Consider the following 18,079-nt stretch of genomic DNA (forward strand, 5'->3'; position numbering starts at 1 on the left):
TTATAGATTAGGTGATTTAGCTTTCAAAGAAAGCCGAAGGCTAAAATCATAAAAATCACAGTCGGTCAGTAAAATCAAATAAATCCTGGTTCAGACTAATTAAACGGTAAAATCAGTTTCAAACAGATATTCCGGCCCATGCCGTACATGCCGAGGTGGCCGTTGGGCGATTGGGTGAAATATTCGAAATACTTTAACCGACTCAGGTTCGATTGGTAAGCAACGTCGAACAGATTATTGACCTGAAACACCACATGCCAGGCGGGCTTGTTTTGGCTCACACGAATCGACGCATCAGCACCCGCATTGACCAGCGTGTAAGCGGCCGTTGCTGTTTCGGTATCGTTCAGACCCAGATATCGATCTTGCCGGGCGTTATAATCCACGTCGGCTTTGATTGTGATGTCGGTGAGCCATTTAGACTTTGTTGGAAGAAGCTGGCTGACACCTGTCGATATGCGTAGGGGAGGAATAAAAGGCAGATATTGGCCCAGAACACCCGCATCGGTGTACCGCTGCCCCCGATTATAGCCGTATACCAGTGCAATACTATTGTCGAACGTGAAGCCCCGCCAGGTAGTTGGATGTAAACTGAGTTGGGTTTCGAAGCCGTACAATTGAGCCGAAGACTGCTGATATTGGTAGGTTTTGTTACCCGGCACAATCACGACGGGCTCACCCTGCGCATCGACCAGTTGCGTGAGGGAAATGTAGTTCTGAATGAAGTTATTGAACACGCTTACCCCAAAATTGACGTCTGGAAAGGTGGCTGTCAGACCAAGATCTTGCTGAAAACTAAACTCGGGATTGAAGTTTCGGTTACCGATATAGACAATATGGGCACCGGGATCGAGTCCGTTAGAGGCAATTTCGGTGATGCTCGGCGCCCGGTAGCCACGAGCAATATTGGCTTTGAGTGCTAGCTTGTCTGAAAACTCGTACGTTGCGCCCAGACTCATCGAAATACCCGTAAATGATTGATGGAGAGCGGGAAACTGCAAGGCTGATCTGGTAGTATCGGGTAAAGTTGCGTGTTGTTCGAAACCCGTTCGTGGATCGACACGTACGTAAAAATCATCTCCGGTCAAGCGTCGTCGGTCGTAGCGTAAACCACCACTCAACGTCAGCTTCTCGGCTTGCCATTTCAGGAAAACGAACGTGCCGACATCAAAGAGATTGTAATCCGGGATGGGGAAAGCTGTGCCATTTTTGTTTTTGTTGGACTGATACATTCCGTTAACGCCCACCGTTGTTGCCAGCTTCCCGAGGTTTGGCAGGTTATACCGTAGTCCATAATTAAAGGTATTTAGCCGAACGAATAAACCAGCCTGATCGGGTTGGGTTGGGTGGTTGTATTCCCGACGTACGTTTTGCTGAAAGGCCAGCAGTAAATCGATCTCGCCGTTGCCAATCTGATAGTGATTATTGGTATGGAGTCGATAGTGCTGAATGTGCTGATGGAGTGGGCTAAGCTTATACGATGACAGTTCGCTGGCAGGTACAATTGGGCGATGCCGGATGTCGTCCAGATCGGCTTCGGCAACCTGTCTGGTGAACTGGCGGGTCAATGAATCGCGGCTGCCGTCGGGAATCCCCTGCAAATTGTCGTAAAGTGAAGCGCCGAAACGAGAGTACCCTTGGTGTCCCGAATAGCCAAACATGGCCGTTAATGTTCGCTCCGAAAAGCCGGTATTATAAACCCGCCCGTCAATCTTGTTGGTGTAAGTGGTCGCGGCTCGTATGGAACCACGCAAATTCCAGGCCCAGCGCGATCCACCCGACGCCAGACTCAGCGATTCGCCCAACAGCCGGTTATTCGATTGATATTCCGTTACAATCCCAACTTTGAGTTTGCCTTCGGTATCTTTTGGGTAGTTTGGCATCATGCTCACCACACCCGCCAACGCGTCGGAGCCGTACATTAAACTGGCTGGTCCTTTGATTACTTCTGCCCGGCTGATGTTGTAATTATCGACCTCAATACCATGCTCATCACCCCATTGCTGCCCCTCCTGCCGAACGCCATCGTAAAGGGTCAACACACGGTTATAGCCCAGGCCGCGGATAAAGGGTTTGGAAATATTCGGGCCTGTTTTAACGGCGTTCAGACCCGGTGCATTCTTGACCAGTACGTCGATGATATTGCTGCTACTTGAACTCTCGATGGCCCGCGACGAAATGGCCAGAATCGCGACGGGGTTCTGGCGGAGAAGCGTTCCGCGCGTAACTCCTGTAACAACAACCTCATTGAGCGCATTCACAACAGGGAGTAAAATAGCATTGTACTGGTCCGTTTGGGCACTAATTTGTAATGTGTCGGATTTGTAGCCGACGCAGGAAATAATCAACTCATGCGCTAACGTATCGGCCTTGATCGAGAGCGAAAACTGCCCTCGAGCGTCAGTAATCGCCCCTTTACTTTGTCCGGCCAGGCTTACGTTGCCAAACGGAATAGGTTTATGATTGTCGGCATCGGTAACTGAGCCGTGAATAATTCGGGTAGGAGATGGCTGTGCATACAACATGCCTAGCCCAAGACTATAGAGTCCCAAGCTAATCAGCAGGAAAAATTTGTTCATTCAGGGTGTTAACGTTTGGTGAAGTATTCCAGAGAATACAGCATGAAGGAGAAGGAATGGATAATGAGTAATACACAATGAATAATTAGGCTATTCCCCCATTATGCATTGTCCATTATACACTATTCATTAAAATTTCTTACCAAACGATGGGTGGACCCCGGTGAGAGAAGCAACGGAAACGGAAATGGGACTGAAAGGAGCGATTCTTAAACAGAAAAACCGACTGCAAACGCTCCCGTAGCAGAAATAAAAACGCAAAGAAACTACCAACAACCACGGGCAGGTTAGCCGCCAGATCGAGCAGCAGAATTTCCTGCGCTGTATGGTTATTGGGAAGAATAGGCCCTTTCCCGAAAGGCCAGTAAGGGTGAGCGTGGACGATCAGTTTACCACTCGGCAGGCGGTGCGCGTGGCGAAATACCACACCGTTGAGCCACATCGCCAGAAAGAGGCCAAGCAGCAAACGGGCTACGCGCAACCGATGTATGTGGAGCAAACCGAGCATTGATTCGTGGGAATCAGTCTATCAAACCTGTACCAAAGATACGCAGGCTTACTATAATTGGTTTTAGACGAGTCTAAAAAAAATGTTTCATTGATTAAATGGCCATTTTGTGGCTTGGAGAGCGAGGGAATTTGTTTTTCTGACGGGATTTACTGGATAAATAGGATTAATTGACTAGGAAAATCCTGTTTATCCTGTAAATCCCGTCAAAAACTTTTAGCGACCTTTGCGCCGGGCCGCCGTTGCGGTTTAGAAATCAATCCTATGACCGTCGAAAATAAAACTATCATCATCTCGGGAGCCTCGAGAGGAATTGGCCGGGCAACAGCTTTGCTCTTAGCCGAACACGGTGCCAATGTTGTTGTAACCGCGCGCAACGCCGATGAACTCAATCAACTCGAAAAAGAAGCCACCGAAGGGCATGTTCGGGGTAAAATTGTAGCCGTTCCCGGCGATGTTACCAATGAATCGGACATGGAATCGGTTGTGCAAACTACCCTTGACCAATTCAAACACATTGATGTCGTTATCAACAACGCGGGTTACGGTGTTTTCAAAAACGTAGATGAACTCACCGTCAGCGAGTGGGACGACCTGATGGCTACCAACGTAAAAGGTACGTTTATCCTGACCAAAGCTGCGTTACCAAGCCTGAAGGCACAAGGTTCGGGGCATATCATTGTGGTGGCATCGGACGTAGCCAAGCGCACCTTCGCGGGTGGATCGTTATACACGGCAAGCAAGTACGCACAGGAAGCGTTCACGGGTGCACTGCGGAAAGAAGTTCGTTCGTTTGGCATTAAAGTGACGGGTGTTTATTCTGGTCTGGTAGACTCGAATTTCCACGCCAAAGGTGATCGCTCAGACAAACGGGCGAGTTGGCTCCAGAACGAAGACATGGCCGAATCGATGCTGTTTATTGTCAGCCGCCCGGCGCATGTGGTCATTGACGAATTCATGGTGCACCCGTTATCGCAGGAGTATTGATTGAAATATCTGGCGCGGGTATTTACCCGTGCCTTTTCATATAGCCAGTATTCACTGGCATATTGGCTAAGTTCATAGGCGTCAGCAAATGCTGACTTTATGAAAAGACACGGGTGAATACCCGCGCCAGATACCGAATTTCTGATTGCAATCAACCCACCGATAATGAAGGCTTTTCTCGCAATATTCTTTGCCCTTTCGAGTTTTCATGCCCTTGCGCAGTCAAACGTAAATCCTGCTAAATCCGCATCAAAGCGGTACTTCGGTCTCCATTTCGATTTTCATGCCGTAGTCGAAGATTCGCTGATTGGGCGAAATCTGTCTGAAAAAAGCCTGGATTCATTGCTAACGGCGGTCAAGCCTGATTTTATCCAGATCGACTGCAAAGGGCATCCCGGTGTGTCGAGCTATCCATCGAAAGTAGCTACGGCAACCGTCGCTCCACACATCGTTAAAGACCCGCTGGCATTTTACCGGGCTGTTACCCGTAAACATGGCGTCGATTTGTATCTGCATTATTCGGGTGTGTACGATGATGCAGTATTGGCTAGACATCCCAATTGGGCAGTCCAAAAGGCTGATGGCACTATCGATAAATCGAAAACCTCCGTTTATGGCCCTTACGCTGACTCGTTGTTGATTCCGCAATTGAACGAATTGGCCAATTACGGTGCGGATGGCGTGTGGGTCGATGGTGAGTGCTGGGCAACGGTGCTGGATTACTCACCAACGGCACTGGCGAAATTTCGGGCTGAGACGGGTATTAAAACCGTACCGCGTTCGGAGAAGGATGCTGATTATAGAGAGTTTATGGACTTTGCTCGCCGGTCGTTTACTCAGTATATTGGGCATTATACGGATGTTGTCCATCGACATCGGCCAACGTTCAGAATCGCGTCGAACTGGGCGTATTCGTCTATGATGCCGGAACCCATAAAAACCAATGTCGACTTTCTGTCGGGCGACCTGACGCCCAGTAACAGCGTCAACTCGGCGGCTCTGGAAGGACGGGTTATGGCTGCACAAGGTCAACTTTACCGCAAACCCTGGGATCTGATGTCGTGGAGTTTCTGGTATGAATTTAACCCCGTTCAGCGGCAGGGCGATCAGAAAACAGCGGTTCATCTGATGCAGGAAGCCGCCGAAATAATCTCACTTGGCGGTGGTTTTCAGGCGTATTACCAGCAGCGTCGTGATGCCTCAATTGGCCTTCGTGAATTGCCTGTGATGACAAAATTAGCTGAGTTTGTACGGGCCCGCCAACCTTTCTGCGAAGGAAGCACGCCCATTCCGCAAATTGCGGTACTGTATACTAATTCGACCGTTAATGCATTCAACAAAGGGCTTTTTGGTAATGGGCAAACGCAACGGATCAGTGGCGTGCTAACGGCTCTTCTGGATGCACAGCTGCCTGTTGAAGTGCTCTCGGAGCAACATCTTCAGGGACGACTAAATCAATATCCGGTGATTGTGGTGTCGCAGCAGGATTCCCTAAATCCAGCGTTTCGGCAGGAACTACTTGACTATACCCGTCAGGGCGGTCATCTGCTGTTAATAGGTGTTCAAACAACGTCTTCATTTGCTACAGAACTGGGCGTTGCGACGACCGATGCATTGGCGAAAGGGCCCAAATGGGTGTTGCATAAGGGAGCCTCTGTTGTACTCACGGGGCCATTCCAGCCTGTGCGTGTTGGGGGCAAGAATACGAAAGCTCTTGATCAATTTCTAAAATCGGAAACCGGTGATCTCGTGAAGGGCGTTATTGCTACCGAAACCTCGTTTGGGAAAGGCCAAATAACGGCCGTATATGCTGATCTGAGTCGCGATTATGAAAAACACCAGTCGACGAAACTACGGGATTTTATTTCGTCGCTAACCCGCTCGTTACTGCCTAAGCCTCTGGTTGAGGTGACTGGTTCACATTTGGTACATGTGGTTTTGAATCGTCAACACAACCGATTGGCTGTTAACTTGATTAATACGGGCGGTCGCCATGCTGACCCGCAGGTATTTACCTACGATGAAGTGCCACCCCTCGCGAACCTAACCGTTCGACTCCGCACGGCTACAAAGCCCAAACGCATTGTCCAGCAACCCGAAAACAAGGTATTATCGATTCGTTATGAAGGTGGTATTGCCAGCGTGACGGTACCGGAATTGGGTGTGCACTCGGTGTTGGTTGTTGAGTGAGGGCTGGATATATGATGTAGGGTGTATGATATATTTCCAGACGACGCCATATATCATACACCCTACATCCTACATCACAAAGTGAACTTCAACGCTACGTTCACAATTCTGCCTTCAAGCGGTGCCCAGATAGGGCGGAAGGTGGGTTGAACCGTTGGATTCGAGCCGAGAACAACGGTTTCATAATTGGCCTGCTTAATGTTGAACAGGTTTTCGGCGTTCAACACCAGTCGCCAGTGATCATTGTAATGGTATTCGGCGGCTCCGGCGAAGAACCAGTAATTCGATACTTTCTGGTTGTTATACAGGTATTGTGTGCCAACATAACTGGTTTCGATACCAAACCGGAAATGGTCGTTTTCCCAGGCTACCGTAGTTGAAAATTTGTCTTGCGGAGCCAGTGGTAAATAGGTGTTATCAGTTGGGCCGTCGCGACGGGCGAGAGTATGATTGTAGCCGAAATACAGTTCATACGCTTTGTATTCCAGTCGAACGTAGGTATCGGTGCCAAGACTGAGAATATTATAGGGGGCGTTAATGAGTTGCGTATAAGCCCCCAGATTATTCGACGTGCTGGCAAAGGCCGACACCACTGGCGAGTTGACGTAGGTGTAATAAAGCGCCTGATCGACCTGAAGCGAAATGCCACTTTCGAACGACTTGGAATACGCAATGTCGATGTTGCCGCCAACGGATCGTTCCGCTTTTACGGCATTGACATCAATAGGCAGCAGCCGTGGGAAAATCAAGCTGACATTTAAAGCACCGGGCGTCTGGTTGACAAACAGGTTCGGGGTTTTGTAACCCGTTCCAACGCTCAATCGAATGGTCCAGGGCTCAGCGGGTTTCAGCTTCACCGACAGCCGGGGCAGTAGAAAACTACCGAATGTATTGTGATGATCGAGCCGAAGCCCTGCCTGTATAGCCACTTTTTCGCCTACCTGCCAATCATCCTGTACAAATCCGCCGATGGTCTGGTAGGTATAATCGACAAGCCGGGTGCTGTCGGGATTTTTTCGGAAAGCCTCTACGGTCAGGTTGGCGCCAACAATGAGTTGATGTTTTCCGAGCCGGGCTAAGTTGTTGCCTTCCAGATAGATGGACGATTGCCGCCCGTCGGACAGTTTTTGGTAATCCGTATTCTGGCGGTGAAATGTACTGACTGCTCCTTTCAGCGTCAGCGTATTTGTTTCAGACGTGTTATGATTGATATCGAAGTCAACCGTGTGTCGTTGCAGGTCGGTTAGGTTCTGATAACCATTGGGCAACGAACCTTCCAGAGCAGGGAGATAACCACCTTCGCGGTGTTCATTCGTAAAGGCGTAACCAATGTTGAGTTTAGTGCGATCGGAGGGGTTGTAGAAAAATTTAGGGTGGAAATTAAATTGCTTAATCCCCGGACTATCGGTAAAACCGTCGCCCGTCACGTCTACTGCTTTCTGGTCGGTATAGCCTGTAAACAATGTCAGGCCCGTTTTGCCGTAGCGTTGTGAATAATAGGCGTTGAGGTTCGTTTCTTTCAGATTCGATCGGTTGAGCAAGGCGGTGAACTCCGGTTTCTCGGACGTCGGCGATTTGGATACGATGTTGATCATGCCACCAATAGCTCCTCCACCATAAAGCGTCGAGACCGAGCCTTTGAATACTTCAATCTGTTTCAGATCGAGTGGTGGAATCTGTAGAACCCCTAGATTTCCGGAAAAGCCTTCGTACAAGGGTAAGCCATCGCGCAGAATCTGCGTGTATTTCGGATCAAGTCCCTGCATCCGAATGGCCTGATTGCCATTAACCGCCGATGTCCGCTGAACGTGAATGATCGAAATATCGCCCAGAATACTGCTTACGTTGCCGGGCACTACGGCACTTTCTTCGTCCATATCTTCCTGACCGAGAACTTCAACTTTTATTGGCAAATCCTCAATGCGCGAGTTGGTACGGGTGCCGGTCACCGTTACTTCGTCAATGGCTTCTACCGCGGCTTTCAGACGAAAAACGAGCGTATCGGCTCCTGCTGTTAGCGGAAAAGCTTCTGTTTCATAACCCACAGCACTAACCGTCAGGGTTTTGACTTCCGCTGGCAAATTGGGAATTCGGGCAACGCCATTGACGTCTGTAACAGCTCCAATGACTGGCTTCGTGGAAGTTTGAACCGTGGCCGCAATGACAGGTTCGTGGGTGAGACTATCTTCAACCCGAATAACCCGATTGGTCTGGCCAAATACGGGTGTAATCGCCAGGGCGAGTAGCGTAAAAAGGACAACTAGTTTCATTCCATACAGATTTTGTCGGCAAGTAAAGAATGAATTATGAAGAGAATTTGAAGAATTGATTTTCTTCTACGATTGTAATCCTATTTGAAATGAATGCACTCCGCTTTTGTTGTTGTACTCATACGTTAGCAACAAGCCGTACCGATCCGCAATCTGTTTCACTAACGCTAAACCTAGCCCTGTTGAGTCTGGGCGGGCAGGATTTTTGACGAACCGATTGAATAATAGATTGTCGGCGAATGGGAGAGGGGCACCCGTGTTTTGAACCGTGAGGGAATTTGTCGTTAACGTAATTCCGACAGAACCGCTAGTTTCTCCCAGCCGGGCACCTCCATGACGGGCCGCATTTTTTAGTAGATTAGTGACCAGTACAACCGCCAGTTGTCGATTAATGTGCAACTGTACGGCTGGTAAAATCGACCGTTCGATGGTCATGTTTTTGTGCTCGAAAAATGGCTCATACTCCGCAATGTACTGCGTCAACAGGGCACTAAAATCCAGCGGTTCATCGGCTGAAAACTGGTCATTTTCAACCTGGGTGAGCAGCAGTAACGAACGGTTCAGTTGACTCAGCCGACTAAGTGCGTCTGTTGCCCGTTGCAGGTGTGTGTGATCCGTTTCATTGAGCCGTTCCGATTGCATCAGGAAGTCCAATTCTGCCGAAGCCACCGCCAGTGGGGTTTGCAGTTCGTGCGATGCGTTTTCGGTAAACTGTTTCTGCAACGAAAATTGCCGACGCAGTTTCTGCGTCAGTTCACTCAGGGAGCGACTAAGCAAACCAAACTCCCGAACGCGACTTTCCGGGAAGGGTTGATCTGTTGTACTGTCGAGCCGGAAGCTGCCAAGCTGGTTGATGGTGACATAGAATGGTCCCCATAACCGACGGGCTAACCCCAAACCAATGGCTACTGATAAGACCATTAGCGCCAGAAAACCAATAATGACTCCGGCCGACATCTCACGAGCCAGTTCGTTGAACTCGTAGTAGGGTAATCGAACCGTTACTAAATATAGCTGGCCGTTTGCCGACACAGTTTTCTGGAGTTGGCGAATCTGAACCGGTTCATTTGTAGCTAATGAATCCGGCAGAATAATATCACTAAAATGGGGCCGTAAGGAGTTGGTGGCAGGTTCAATGCGTGGGTTATCGTCCCAATCCGAAACTTTGCTGAGTGGTTGGTGTTGAATTCGCAGTTCGGTTTGTTCTACTTCTGCCGTTAGAATCTCATCAACTTCGTGACGAATTTTTCGGTGGATAAGCGTATAAAAACCCACCGAGCCGACCAGTGCGATGAACAAGGCCGTCAGTAGTAGATAACGGGCGGTTTGACCAAGTAGACTCATGACGCTCGGGTGGAGAAAACATAGCCAGCCCCATAACGCGTCTGGATATAATCAGGACAACCCGCGTTAATGAGCTTCCGACGTAGATTCTTGACGTGCGTGTAGAGGAACTCGTGCGAATCGGCGGCATCCATCGCATCACCCCAAACGTGTTCGGCAATGGCGGATTTCGATAGGAGCCGGTCGGCATTCGTGACCAGAAAGAGTAATAACTCGTATTCTTTTCCTGTCAACTTAATATCCGTATCGTGAATACTCACCCGTTGCTGATCGGGCCAGAGGGTAAGTTCACCCGCCTGTACGTATGCCTGACCACCAAACAGCCGTCGGCGGAGTACAGACCGTAATCGGGCATTTAACTCGGGTAAGTGAAAGGGCTTCGTCAGGTAGTCATCGGCTCCGGCATCGAGGCCCGTCAGTTTGTCGGCCAGCGCATCTTTCGCCGTTATGACAATGATGCCCGCCGTAGATTGCCGCTTTTTGAGCGCACGGACCAGGTCAAGGCCGTTGCCGCCCGGAAGCATTAAGTCGACGATTACACAATCGTAGTCATAATCATGCGCTTTCTCCGTGGCCTGCCAATAGGTATCGGCAGTCGTAACGATATAGCCTTCGCCTTCCAGATAGTGGCAAACCGCCTTCTGTAAGTCCGGTTCGTCTTCGACTAAGAGAATTTTCATAGGTTGTATGATATATGATGTAGTATGTATGATTGTCCGCAAATTCGATAATACACATCCTACATCATATATCATACATCATTGAGTTACTGACTCCATTCGGTTGGGGTGCGATCCCAGCGATGGCCTTTCAATTCACGCAATACTTCGGGCGATAGACCAGCTCCGTCGCTTGCCGCAATATTAGCCTCTACGTTCCGAATCTGGCGCATACCCGGAATGGTCGTGTGTACATCGGGGTTGCTCAGAATAAAGCGAAGAGCCATTTCAGGCATGGTCATGCCCGATGGAATCAGTGGCCGAAGCGCGTCGGCATGATCAACACTACTATTCAAATTCTCCGGTACAAAATAAGTCGAACGCCAGTCGCTGGCTGGAAAGGTAGTTTCTTTGGTGAACGTGCCCGTCAGGGTGCCTTCATCGAATGGGACGCGGGCAATGACGCCGATGTTCATTTCGCGGCAAAGGGGAAACAGATTATCCTCGGGGTTCTGGTCGAAGATGTTATAAATAACCTGAACGGCGTCGATGAGCCCAGTGCGGATGGTGTTCAGGCAGTTGTCCGGCTCCCAACGGTTCACCGACAGTCCCCAGGCGCGCACCTTTCCCTGTTGGGTTAATTTCGTGATGGCCTCCTGCCATTCGTCCTGCTCGGCCCAACTGTCTTCCCAGACGTGAAATTGCTGTAGATCAATGGTGTCAACGCCGAGATTTTTCAGGCTTTTTTCGGTGTATTCAACAATGTAATCGGCAGGGAAAACGTCTTCCAGCTTAAATTCGGGCTTCGAAGGCCAATTGCGATTTTTAGGTGGAATTTTGGTGGCTGCATATAACTGCTTGTCGGGGTTGTTTTTTAGCAGTTGGGCGAGAATTTCTTCACTAACGCCATCGGCATAGGCCCAGGCTGTATCGAAAAAATTGCAGCCTAGTTCAACCGAGCGTTGAAGGGCCCGCAGCACTTCTTCTTTATCAGAACCAGTCCAGCCGGCCAATCCCCACATGCCATAGCCAATTTCAGACACTTGCCAGCCCGTTCGGCCAAAAGTACGGTAATTCATAAAGTAAGGGTTTATTATTTAAACACAGAGAACATAGAGTTTTAAAGCTCTTTTGGCTCTCTTAACAAAGCTGGAATTGATTATTTTTTGTCATTCCGACGAAAGGAGGAATCCGTTCCGGCGGCCCGGTCAAGCTTGACTAATATGCGACTTCGAGATTCCTCCTTTCGTCGGAATGACAAAAAATAACCCCATTTTCAGGCAAAAAAAGAGAATTTTACTAGCTTATATTTCTAAGGGAATGAGTCCTATGCCATCAAAAGTAGGAAGTAAGTTGTTAAACGAATGACTAATTTAAAACTTAGTATTCTCTGTGTCTCTGTGGTTAAAAATAAAACTATGCTTACCAGGATTGTTCGTATGACATTTCAGGAAGGGAAACTCGCTGACTTCCACACTATTTTTGATGCCTCGAAGCAGCATATTCGCTCGTTTCCGGGCAATTGTCATCTTGAACTTCTCCGCGATCCCGACCAGCCCAATGTTCGCATGACCTATAGCCTGTGGACATCTGCCGACGCGCTCGAAGCCTACCGAAAAAGCGAGCTCTTCCGCACAACCTGGGCCGCTACCAAGGCCTTATTTGCCGAACGGGCCGTAGCTTTTTCGGGTGAACAATTAGAAGAAATTTAGTGTAGTAGGGAGTCTGTTCGCAAATGATTGAAATTGAAAGCAAGCAGCCCATGCCCCTGTAGATAATAACAAAGATTCATGTCGTCTGTAAGTACTAGATAGTCCTGCTCAGCCAAACAGTGTATAACAGAATCACTTAAGCCAAATTTGAGATAGCTTTTTGGGTAAGCATTCATTGTAAAAATACTGTCTGAGAAAATTTCACTCATCGCTTGGCCAATGTTCTGAAGTATTGACAATGCTTGTTGACCTTTATAGGAATATTTTTCCAGATGATTACTGGATTCAGTTAAAATGTTAGGTGTTACGGCTAGTATCTTAAAACGTTCCATGAAAGAAACCAGTAGGTGGTAATCTTCTTGGGTATATTTATTGGTGAGGTTATGGGTTGGAATTTGATTGACATCTAAACTGCCTATCACCAATAGGACTAAAAGGTTTGTGTCGATCAGAAGCCCTTTAGCATTCCGTATATCATTCAACGTCATTGGTCAGGGTTCTAATCTTCATCGATTCGACGTTTCCATTTTGAGCATCGACTTTAAATAATTTATATTTTCTTACTGTTTTAGGGAGAAGTACTGCTGAAAGAGGAGAAACGGAATCTACGCCAACAGGGAAACTAAGCGTTATAAGCCAATACTTGTGGCTTTCATCAAGTTCAACTTCTTCTACCAGTTCTCCACTAATGTTTGGATAAATATCCTTATAAAAATTTAAGGCATTCTTGGCGGCTTCTCGAACAGATAACATAATTCGCGTCATTTAATGAGTATGCAATATCACAATAAACAGCCAAAATAAGAATAGAGTTGTACAACCTGGGCCGCTACCAAGGCCTTATTTGCCGAACGGGCCGTAGCTTTTTCGGGCGAACAATTAGAAGAAATTAGTCCGTCGATGAGTTGAGTAAAACCACTTACAGTTTGCCTTCTGCATGATGAGAAACTAACTGTGAACTCCTGATGAATCGCTGGCTTTCTGTTGTTTATCTGACTGTCTGTCTGCTAATCTGCCTGGCCTCTTCATGGGCATTTGCACAAACAACAACTACCCTAACCGGTACTGTAGCCGATGCCACAACAGGTAAGGCCATGCCGTTTGCCAATGTGTACCTCAATGGCAGCACACGCGGCACCGTCACAAACGAAGAAGGCTATTATTCGCTCTCCGGCGTGCCGCTGGGTACAGTAGAAATTGTGGCCTCTTTCGTTGGATATCACCCGCAGCAACGGCTGTTACGTCTGGATGCCAGTCAAAATAACAAAGCTAATTTTCGCCTTAAACCTAGCGACCAAACACTGCTGACGGTAACCGTTCGGGGTAATCAGAAGAAATGGGAGCGGCACCTTCGGCAATTTAAACGTCAGTTGCTCGGCGAGCCTTTTGGGAGTCAATGCCTGATTATGAACAGCGATGTGCTCAGCTTCAAAGAAGAGGCTGGACAATTAAAAGCAACAGCATCAGAACCGCTCGTTATTGAAAATCAGGCGTTAGGCTACAAGTTGAGATACGAGCTTCTTTATTTCGATGGATCATTCAAGAAGGTGTATTATGCCGGTACCATCCATTTCGAAGAAATGAAACCCGCTGATGAGCGACAGGCGAAGCGATTCCGACGAAATCGGATGATTGCCTACAAAGGCTCCACTCGGCACTTGATGGCTAGCCTGGTCGAAGGGAACTATGAAAAGGAGGGCTTTCTGGTTTATCAGGAAGACCCTGCGGTACTGCCGATGAAATCTATAGCCAACCGGATAGTTCTGGCCGGGTCAATTGGGACAGATACGACCAAAGGGCATTTGTTACCCTTGAAATTGAAGGAGTTAATGCGGCCGGGTCGCCTACCGTTCGAACGACAATTGGTATCAGACAAGACATTGATTGTGTTTTATACGAATGCCGTATCCCTGTACTCGCCGTATATGGATGCCCGTTACGCTTACTCAGAAATCAAATTGCCCGCCCAACAACTACAATTGACGACGGACGGAACAATCACAATACCGAATGGGATGTTGATTTCTGGGTCGTTGTCCGACGACCGTTTGTCGACCATGCTTCCCGCCGACTGGCAGCCAACAAGAGGAGATATTGATCCGGTGACTAATGCGCCCATTGTTGCCCAGGGACGGTTTCTGTTGCCCGATGCCCGCCAGAAGCGGATTGCGGATGCGTTTAACGAGCGCTTTCGGGTGTTGGCTCCGTCGATATTCGTGCACACCGATAAACCATTCTATGCTACTGGCGACCGGATGTGGTTGAGTGCCTATTTGCTTGATGCCGCTACAAACCGCCGACCTTTTGGCGAAACGGCCATGCATGTAGATGTATTAACGCCAGCGGGTAAACTCGTACAGCACCAATGGCTACGGGTAACGGATGGGCGGGCAGTGGGAAGCTTCAGATTCTCAGATTCTCTGGCGTCGGGCACGTATCGGTTGCGCGCTTATACGGATGAAGATGATGGACAAATTCGCCCTGCTTTTGAGCGGTCAATTGCCGTGAATAACTTAGGTCAGATCTCATTACTGAAGCCGACCGATGCAGAACTCAAACCGTTGGATGTGCAGGTTTTGCCCGAAGGGGGGCGCTGGATCATTGGCTTACCAGCCCGTTTGGGTGTTAAACTGGTTGATCCAGATGGAAAAGGCGTCATGGCATCGGGACGGGTTGTTACGAACGAAGGCAAAGAGGTTTGCCCCGTAACGGTCAATGCGTTCGGGATGGGAAGCTTTGTGATGACGCCCGAAGTGGATAAAAAATACTATGCTGATGTTGTCCATAATGGTCAGCATCAGCTGGTGCCGCTCCCCCCGGCCGAAAAAGAGGGCTATAACTTCTCGGCTGATGTTGTGAGCGATACAAATCGATTGGCCTTAACAATTACGGGGACGAATTTACCTTCACTGGATTCGGTGTACGTCCTTATCCAACAGCGGGGTCGCCTGGTCGATCAGCGGAAAATTCTGTTACAGAATGGAATCGCTCGGGTGAGTTTGCCCGTGGAAGGGCTTCCTGCGGGGCTGAATCAGATTACACTCTATAACGCGGCCGCCCGTCCTCAGGCCGAGCGACTCGTATTTATTCCGGATCATTCCCCCCCCTCTACGGGTGCTGTTGGGCTTAAATAAACCTCGCTATCAGCCTCGGGAGCAGGCTATTTTGAGTATCAATATGAGTGATGAAGGGCTACCAACGATGGCTGTTTTGTCGGCCTCGATTACCGATGCGGGTCAAGTTCCTGACGATACGGCTTCGGCAACGATCCAAACCCATTTATTGCTGACGGGCGAATTAAGTGGACGAGTCGAGAGCCCTAATGTTTACCTGAAAGATAATTCACTGGAAACACGCCGGGCTGTTGATGATCTGCTGTTAACACAGGGCTGGCGACGGGTAAGTGGCACCTCATCAACTGAACTTCTGGGTGGAGTGTCGCTGATGGGGAAAGTGCTGAATGCGAAAAATCAGCCCATATCAGGTGCACAGGTGATGGTGGCTTCTACGGTTCCGGAGCATTCCTTTGTACGGTCGGCTGGAACAAACGATCGGGGGCGATTTCGATTGGCGGGTCTGGAAATTGCGGATACGGTGCAATTGATGACTCAGCTTACCGATCACCAGTTGAAAAACTTTGCCGATAAAGACGCTCATCTGGTATTGGATGGCCCCTGGACGTTCTGGAAACCTGATACGACGAACATTCCCGCTAACTGGACCAGCCTGCACGCTCAATTAGCCGCTGCCCGGACTCGCCAGGAGAATGACGCCGATCTGTACCGGGATAAAACAGTCAAACTTTTGCAAACTGTTACTGTTCGAGCCCGGAAACTGGACGAACGCCCGTTGGATGTTCAGCGATCGAGCCTGCATGGTGAAGCTGATGCTACGCTTGTCTTCGATGAAAAATCTCCCCGATTTGCCAATCTCTACGAAATGATGCGGGGAAAGGTGGCGGGTGTAAGTGTTACACAAGATCCGCTTACACAGAATTACCATGTGATAGTTCGGGGGGTAGGTACGCTGAAAAGTGGTACACAGCCGCTGTATTTAGTTGATGGAATGACCATTCAGGATAATGACGGGACGGCTTTATTAACCTTTAATCCGGGTGATATAGAGCGTATCGAAGTCCTGAAAAATGGCGGAACGGCAGGTATTTATGGCGTTCGGGGGGGCAATGGCGTTATTGCCTTTTACACGAAACGATTCCGGCCCGATCAACAGAAAAGCCCAGAAAAGGGCGGTATGAAACCCTTGCAACTTATTGGTTATGCCTCGGTTCAGCGGGAGTTCTATATGCCAAAATACACCATTGAAACCCAAACGCCTGCGGTACCTGATCGTATTGACCGCCGTGATGTGCTCTACTGGAAGCCACTGATACAGACCGATAGTGAGGGGCATAGCCAGTTAGTTTTCCCGATGTCAGATGTTGTACGAACGCTGCGTATAACGTTACAGGGGATTACCGAAAATGGTCGCCCCATTGTCGTGACCGAACTAATTCGGGTGCAGTAATCAACAGACTAGTTTCCCCAGACTGGCGTTGGGGTAGTGGCATCGAATAACTCATCGATGTAATAGTCCCGGCGGTCGCGTTTATCGCATTCATCACCCCCGATCGGATAGCGGCAGGTGGCATAAACGGCTACATTATCAGGATTCATCAGGCTGACATAGGCACCGTTTGGAAATTTCTCTGTTTTGTGCGCCCGGTTCAGCAGGCAATGCCCCAACTCATGAAAAACCAGGCATTCCCGCTCATTCACACTGGCGGTTTTCCAGCAAAAATCATCAGAACTCAGCGTAATTTGGGGCGTTTTACCCGTCTCGAGGATACACTGGCCACAAACATCTTCGCTTTGAGCCGATCCAAATGTAACAATCAGATTGTCCGTTGAAACGGATTTATTACGCTTGCTAGCCTCATCCCGAAATGATTTCAGGTACGGTTCAACTTCCGTAGGCACACTGTACTGCACCGGCTCCGGTTGCGAACTAGACTGGCAACTCGCTATGCTCAGGAAAATAAATAAAATGACGAGCGAACGCATGGGACTATAAGCACCTGGCGCGAGTATTTACTCGTGCTTTTTGATAAAGTCAGTATTCACTGACGCAAGCGAATGCTTGCTAAATAAAAGGCACAAGTAAATACTCGCGCCATAATGAAATTATATATACTTTTAAGATAGAAAAGTATATATAATGAGTAGAAAATATAAAGTCAGAGATCAGTCAAAAGTTTACTTCATAACCTGTACCGTTGTTCAATGGATTGATGTATTCACTCGTCGTCACTACAAAGACATTGTGCTCGATAGTATACGTTATTGTATAGCCGAAAAAGGTTTGGAGCTATATGCCTACTGCCTGATGACGAATCACTTACATATGATTGTTGGGGACCAACAAAAATCCAATCGAATACATTATGCGGGATATGAAGCGGCATACGTCTACTCTGCTATTTCCTATCATTGAGCAGGATAGTGAAGAAAGTCGCCGGAATTGGATGTGCTGGATTTTCAAGCGAGCTGGCCAGCAGAACCCAGCGAATAATGTCCATCAATTATGGCAACAGGGGTTTCACCCGATCGAATTATCTACAAACAATATGCTTGAGCAGAAGCTAGCTTACATTCATAATAATCCTGTTGAGGCCGGATTTGTAGATGAGCCAGAAGATTACTTGTATAGTAGCGCCCGCAATTATGCTGGACGAAAGGGATTGATTGATGTGATTGTGTTGTAAATGGCACTGGCGCGAGTATTCACTCGTGCCTTTTATGTGGTCAGTATTTACTGACGCAAGCGAATGCTT

The 18,079-nt window shown here is 48.5% G+C and carries 15 protein-coding genes; 6 read left to right on the forward strand and 9 right to left on the reverse strand.

The genetic code is table 11. The features are described from left to right. Nucleotides 1–95: 95 nt before the first annotated feature. Nucleotides 96–2,579, reverse strand: coding sequence for a TonB-dependent receptor (locus tag H3H32_RS36065; RefSeq protein WP_182460513.1), 2,484 nt, complete (start codon nt 2,577–2,579; stop codon nt 96–98). Between the two features lie 139 nt (nt 2,580–2,718). Then, the gene (locus H3H32_RS36070) at nt 2,719–3,087 is read right to left on the reverse strand and encodes a DUF8478 family putative metalloprotein (protein WP_182460514.1); all 369 of its coding nucleotides are present in this window, start codon (nt 3,085–3,087) and stop codon (nt 2,719–2,721) included. A 264-nt stretch (nt 3,088–3,351) separates the two neighbouring features. Between H3H32_RS36070 and H3H32_RS36075 the strand changes: the two genes are divergently transcribed. Together H3H32_RS36075 and H3H32_RS36080 are read left to right on the forward strand one after the other, a co-directional pair. After that, a complete protein-coding gene (locus tag H3H32_RS36075) occupies nt 3,352–4,074 on the forward strand; it encodes an SDR family oxidoreductase (protein WP_182460515.1) in 723 nt (240 codons plus the stop codon). Nucleotides 4,075–4,239: 165 nt separating this feature from the next. Further along, entirely contained in the window at nt 4,240–6,264 is a 2,025-nt protein-coding gene (locus tag H3H32_RS36080; RefSeq protein WP_182460516.1) for an alpha-amylase family protein, read from the forward strand. Nucleotides 6,265–6,338: 74 nt separating this feature from the next. Here the strand turns inward: H3H32_RS36080 and H3H32_RS36085 are convergent, their stop codons facing one another. From H3H32_RS36085 to H3H32_RS36100, 4 genes are all read right to left on the reverse strand, one after another. After that, entirely contained in the window at nt 6,339–8,534 is a 2,196-nt protein-coding gene (locus H3H32_RS36085) for a TonB-dependent receptor (protein WP_182460517.1), read from the reverse strand. Nucleotides 8,535–8,600: 66 nt separating this feature from the next. Next, the gene (locus H3H32_RS36090) at nt 8,601–9,878 is read right to left on the reverse strand and encodes a sensor histidine kinase (RefSeq protein ID WP_182460518.1); all 1,278 of its coding nucleotides are present in this window, start codon (nt 9,876–9,878) and stop codon (nt 8,601–8,603) included. Beyond that, a complete protein-coding gene (locus H3H32_RS36095) occupies nt 9,875–10,558 on the reverse strand; it encodes a response regulator transcription factor (protein WP_182460519.1) in 684 nt (227 codons plus the stop codon). Before H3H32_RS36095 ends, H3H32_RS36090 begins: the two co-directional genes overlap by 4 nt. 86 nt (nt 10,559–10,644) lie before the next feature. Next, on the reverse strand, nt 10,645–11,616 hold the full coding sequence (locus H3H32_RS36100) for an aldo/keto reductase (RefSeq protein ID WP_182460520.1): 972 nt from the start codon (nt 11,614–11,616) through the stop codon (nt 10,645–10,647). 339 nt (nt 11,617–11,955) lie between these two features. On the opposite strand from H3H32_RS36100, the gene H3H32_RS36105 reads away from it, so the two are divergent. After that, nucleotides 11,956–12,249 carry a putative quinol monooxygenase gene (locus H3H32_RS36105; RefSeq protein ID WP_182460521.1) on the forward strand — a complete coding sequence of 98 codons (294 nt, stop codon included), beginning with the start codon at nt 11,956–11,958 and terminating at the stop codon, nt 12,247–12,249. On the opposite strand, the gene H3H32_RS36110 is transcribed toward H3H32_RS36105, so the two are convergent. Both H3H32_RS36110 and H3H32_RS36115 read right to left on the reverse strand, forming a co-directional pair. Then, nucleotides 12,246–12,581, reverse strand: a complete 336-nt coding sequence (locus H3H32_RS36110; RefSeq protein WP_182460522.1) for a PIN domain-containing protein — start codon at nt 12,579–12,581, stop codon at nt 12,246–12,248. The two genes, H3H32_RS36105 and H3H32_RS36110, sit on opposite strands and share 4 nt — an antisense overlap. A 142-nt stretch (nt 12,582–12,723) precedes the next feature. Beyond that, complete coding sequence (locus tag H3H32_RS36115) at nt 12,724–13,002, reverse strand: hypothetical protein (protein ID WP_182460523.1); 279 nt, start codon at nt 13,000–13,002, stop codon at nt 12,724–12,726. Nucleotides 13,003–13,214: 212 nt separating this feature from the next. On the opposite strand from H3H32_RS36115, the gene H3H32_RS38090 reads away from it, so the two are divergent. Both H3H32_RS38090 and H3H32_RS38095 read left to right on the forward strand, forming a co-directional pair. Then, complete coding sequence (locus H3H32_RS38090) at nt 13,215–15,383, forward strand: carboxypeptidase-like regulatory domain-containing protein (RefSeq protein ID WP_309547128.1); 2,169 nt, start codon at nt 13,215–13,217, stop codon at nt 15,381–15,383. After that, entirely contained in the window at nt 15,370–16,773 is a 1,404-nt protein-coding gene (locus tag H3H32_RS38095) for a carboxypeptidase-like regulatory domain-containing protein (RefSeq protein WP_309547129.1), read from the forward strand. Before H3H32_RS38090 ends, H3H32_RS38095 begins: the two co-directional genes overlap by 14 nt. An 8-nt stretch (nt 16,774–16,781) precedes the next feature. Here the strand turns inward: H3H32_RS38095 and H3H32_RS36125 are convergent, their stop codons facing one another. Further along, nucleotides 16,782–17,309 (reverse strand): hypothetical protein, encoded by a 528-nt coding sequence (locus tag H3H32_RS36125; protein WP_182460524.1) that lies wholly within the window; start codon nt 17,307–17,309, stop codon nt 16,782–16,784. A gap of 380 nt (nt 17,310–17,689) precedes the next feature. Between H3H32_RS36125 and H3H32_RS37710 the strand changes: the two genes are divergently transcribed. Beyond that, on the forward strand, nt 17,690–18,010 hold the full coding sequence (locus H3H32_RS37710; RefSeq protein ID WP_240543595.1) for a transposase: 321 nt from the start codon (nt 17,690–17,692) through the stop codon (nt 18,008–18,010). Nucleotides 18,011–18,079 lie beyond the last annotated feature (69 nt).

The sequence above is a fragment of the Spirosoma foliorum genome (assembly GCF_014117325.1).
GTDB lineage: Bacteria > Bacteroidota > Bacteroidia > Cytophagales > Spirosomataceae > Spirosoma > Spirosoma foliorum.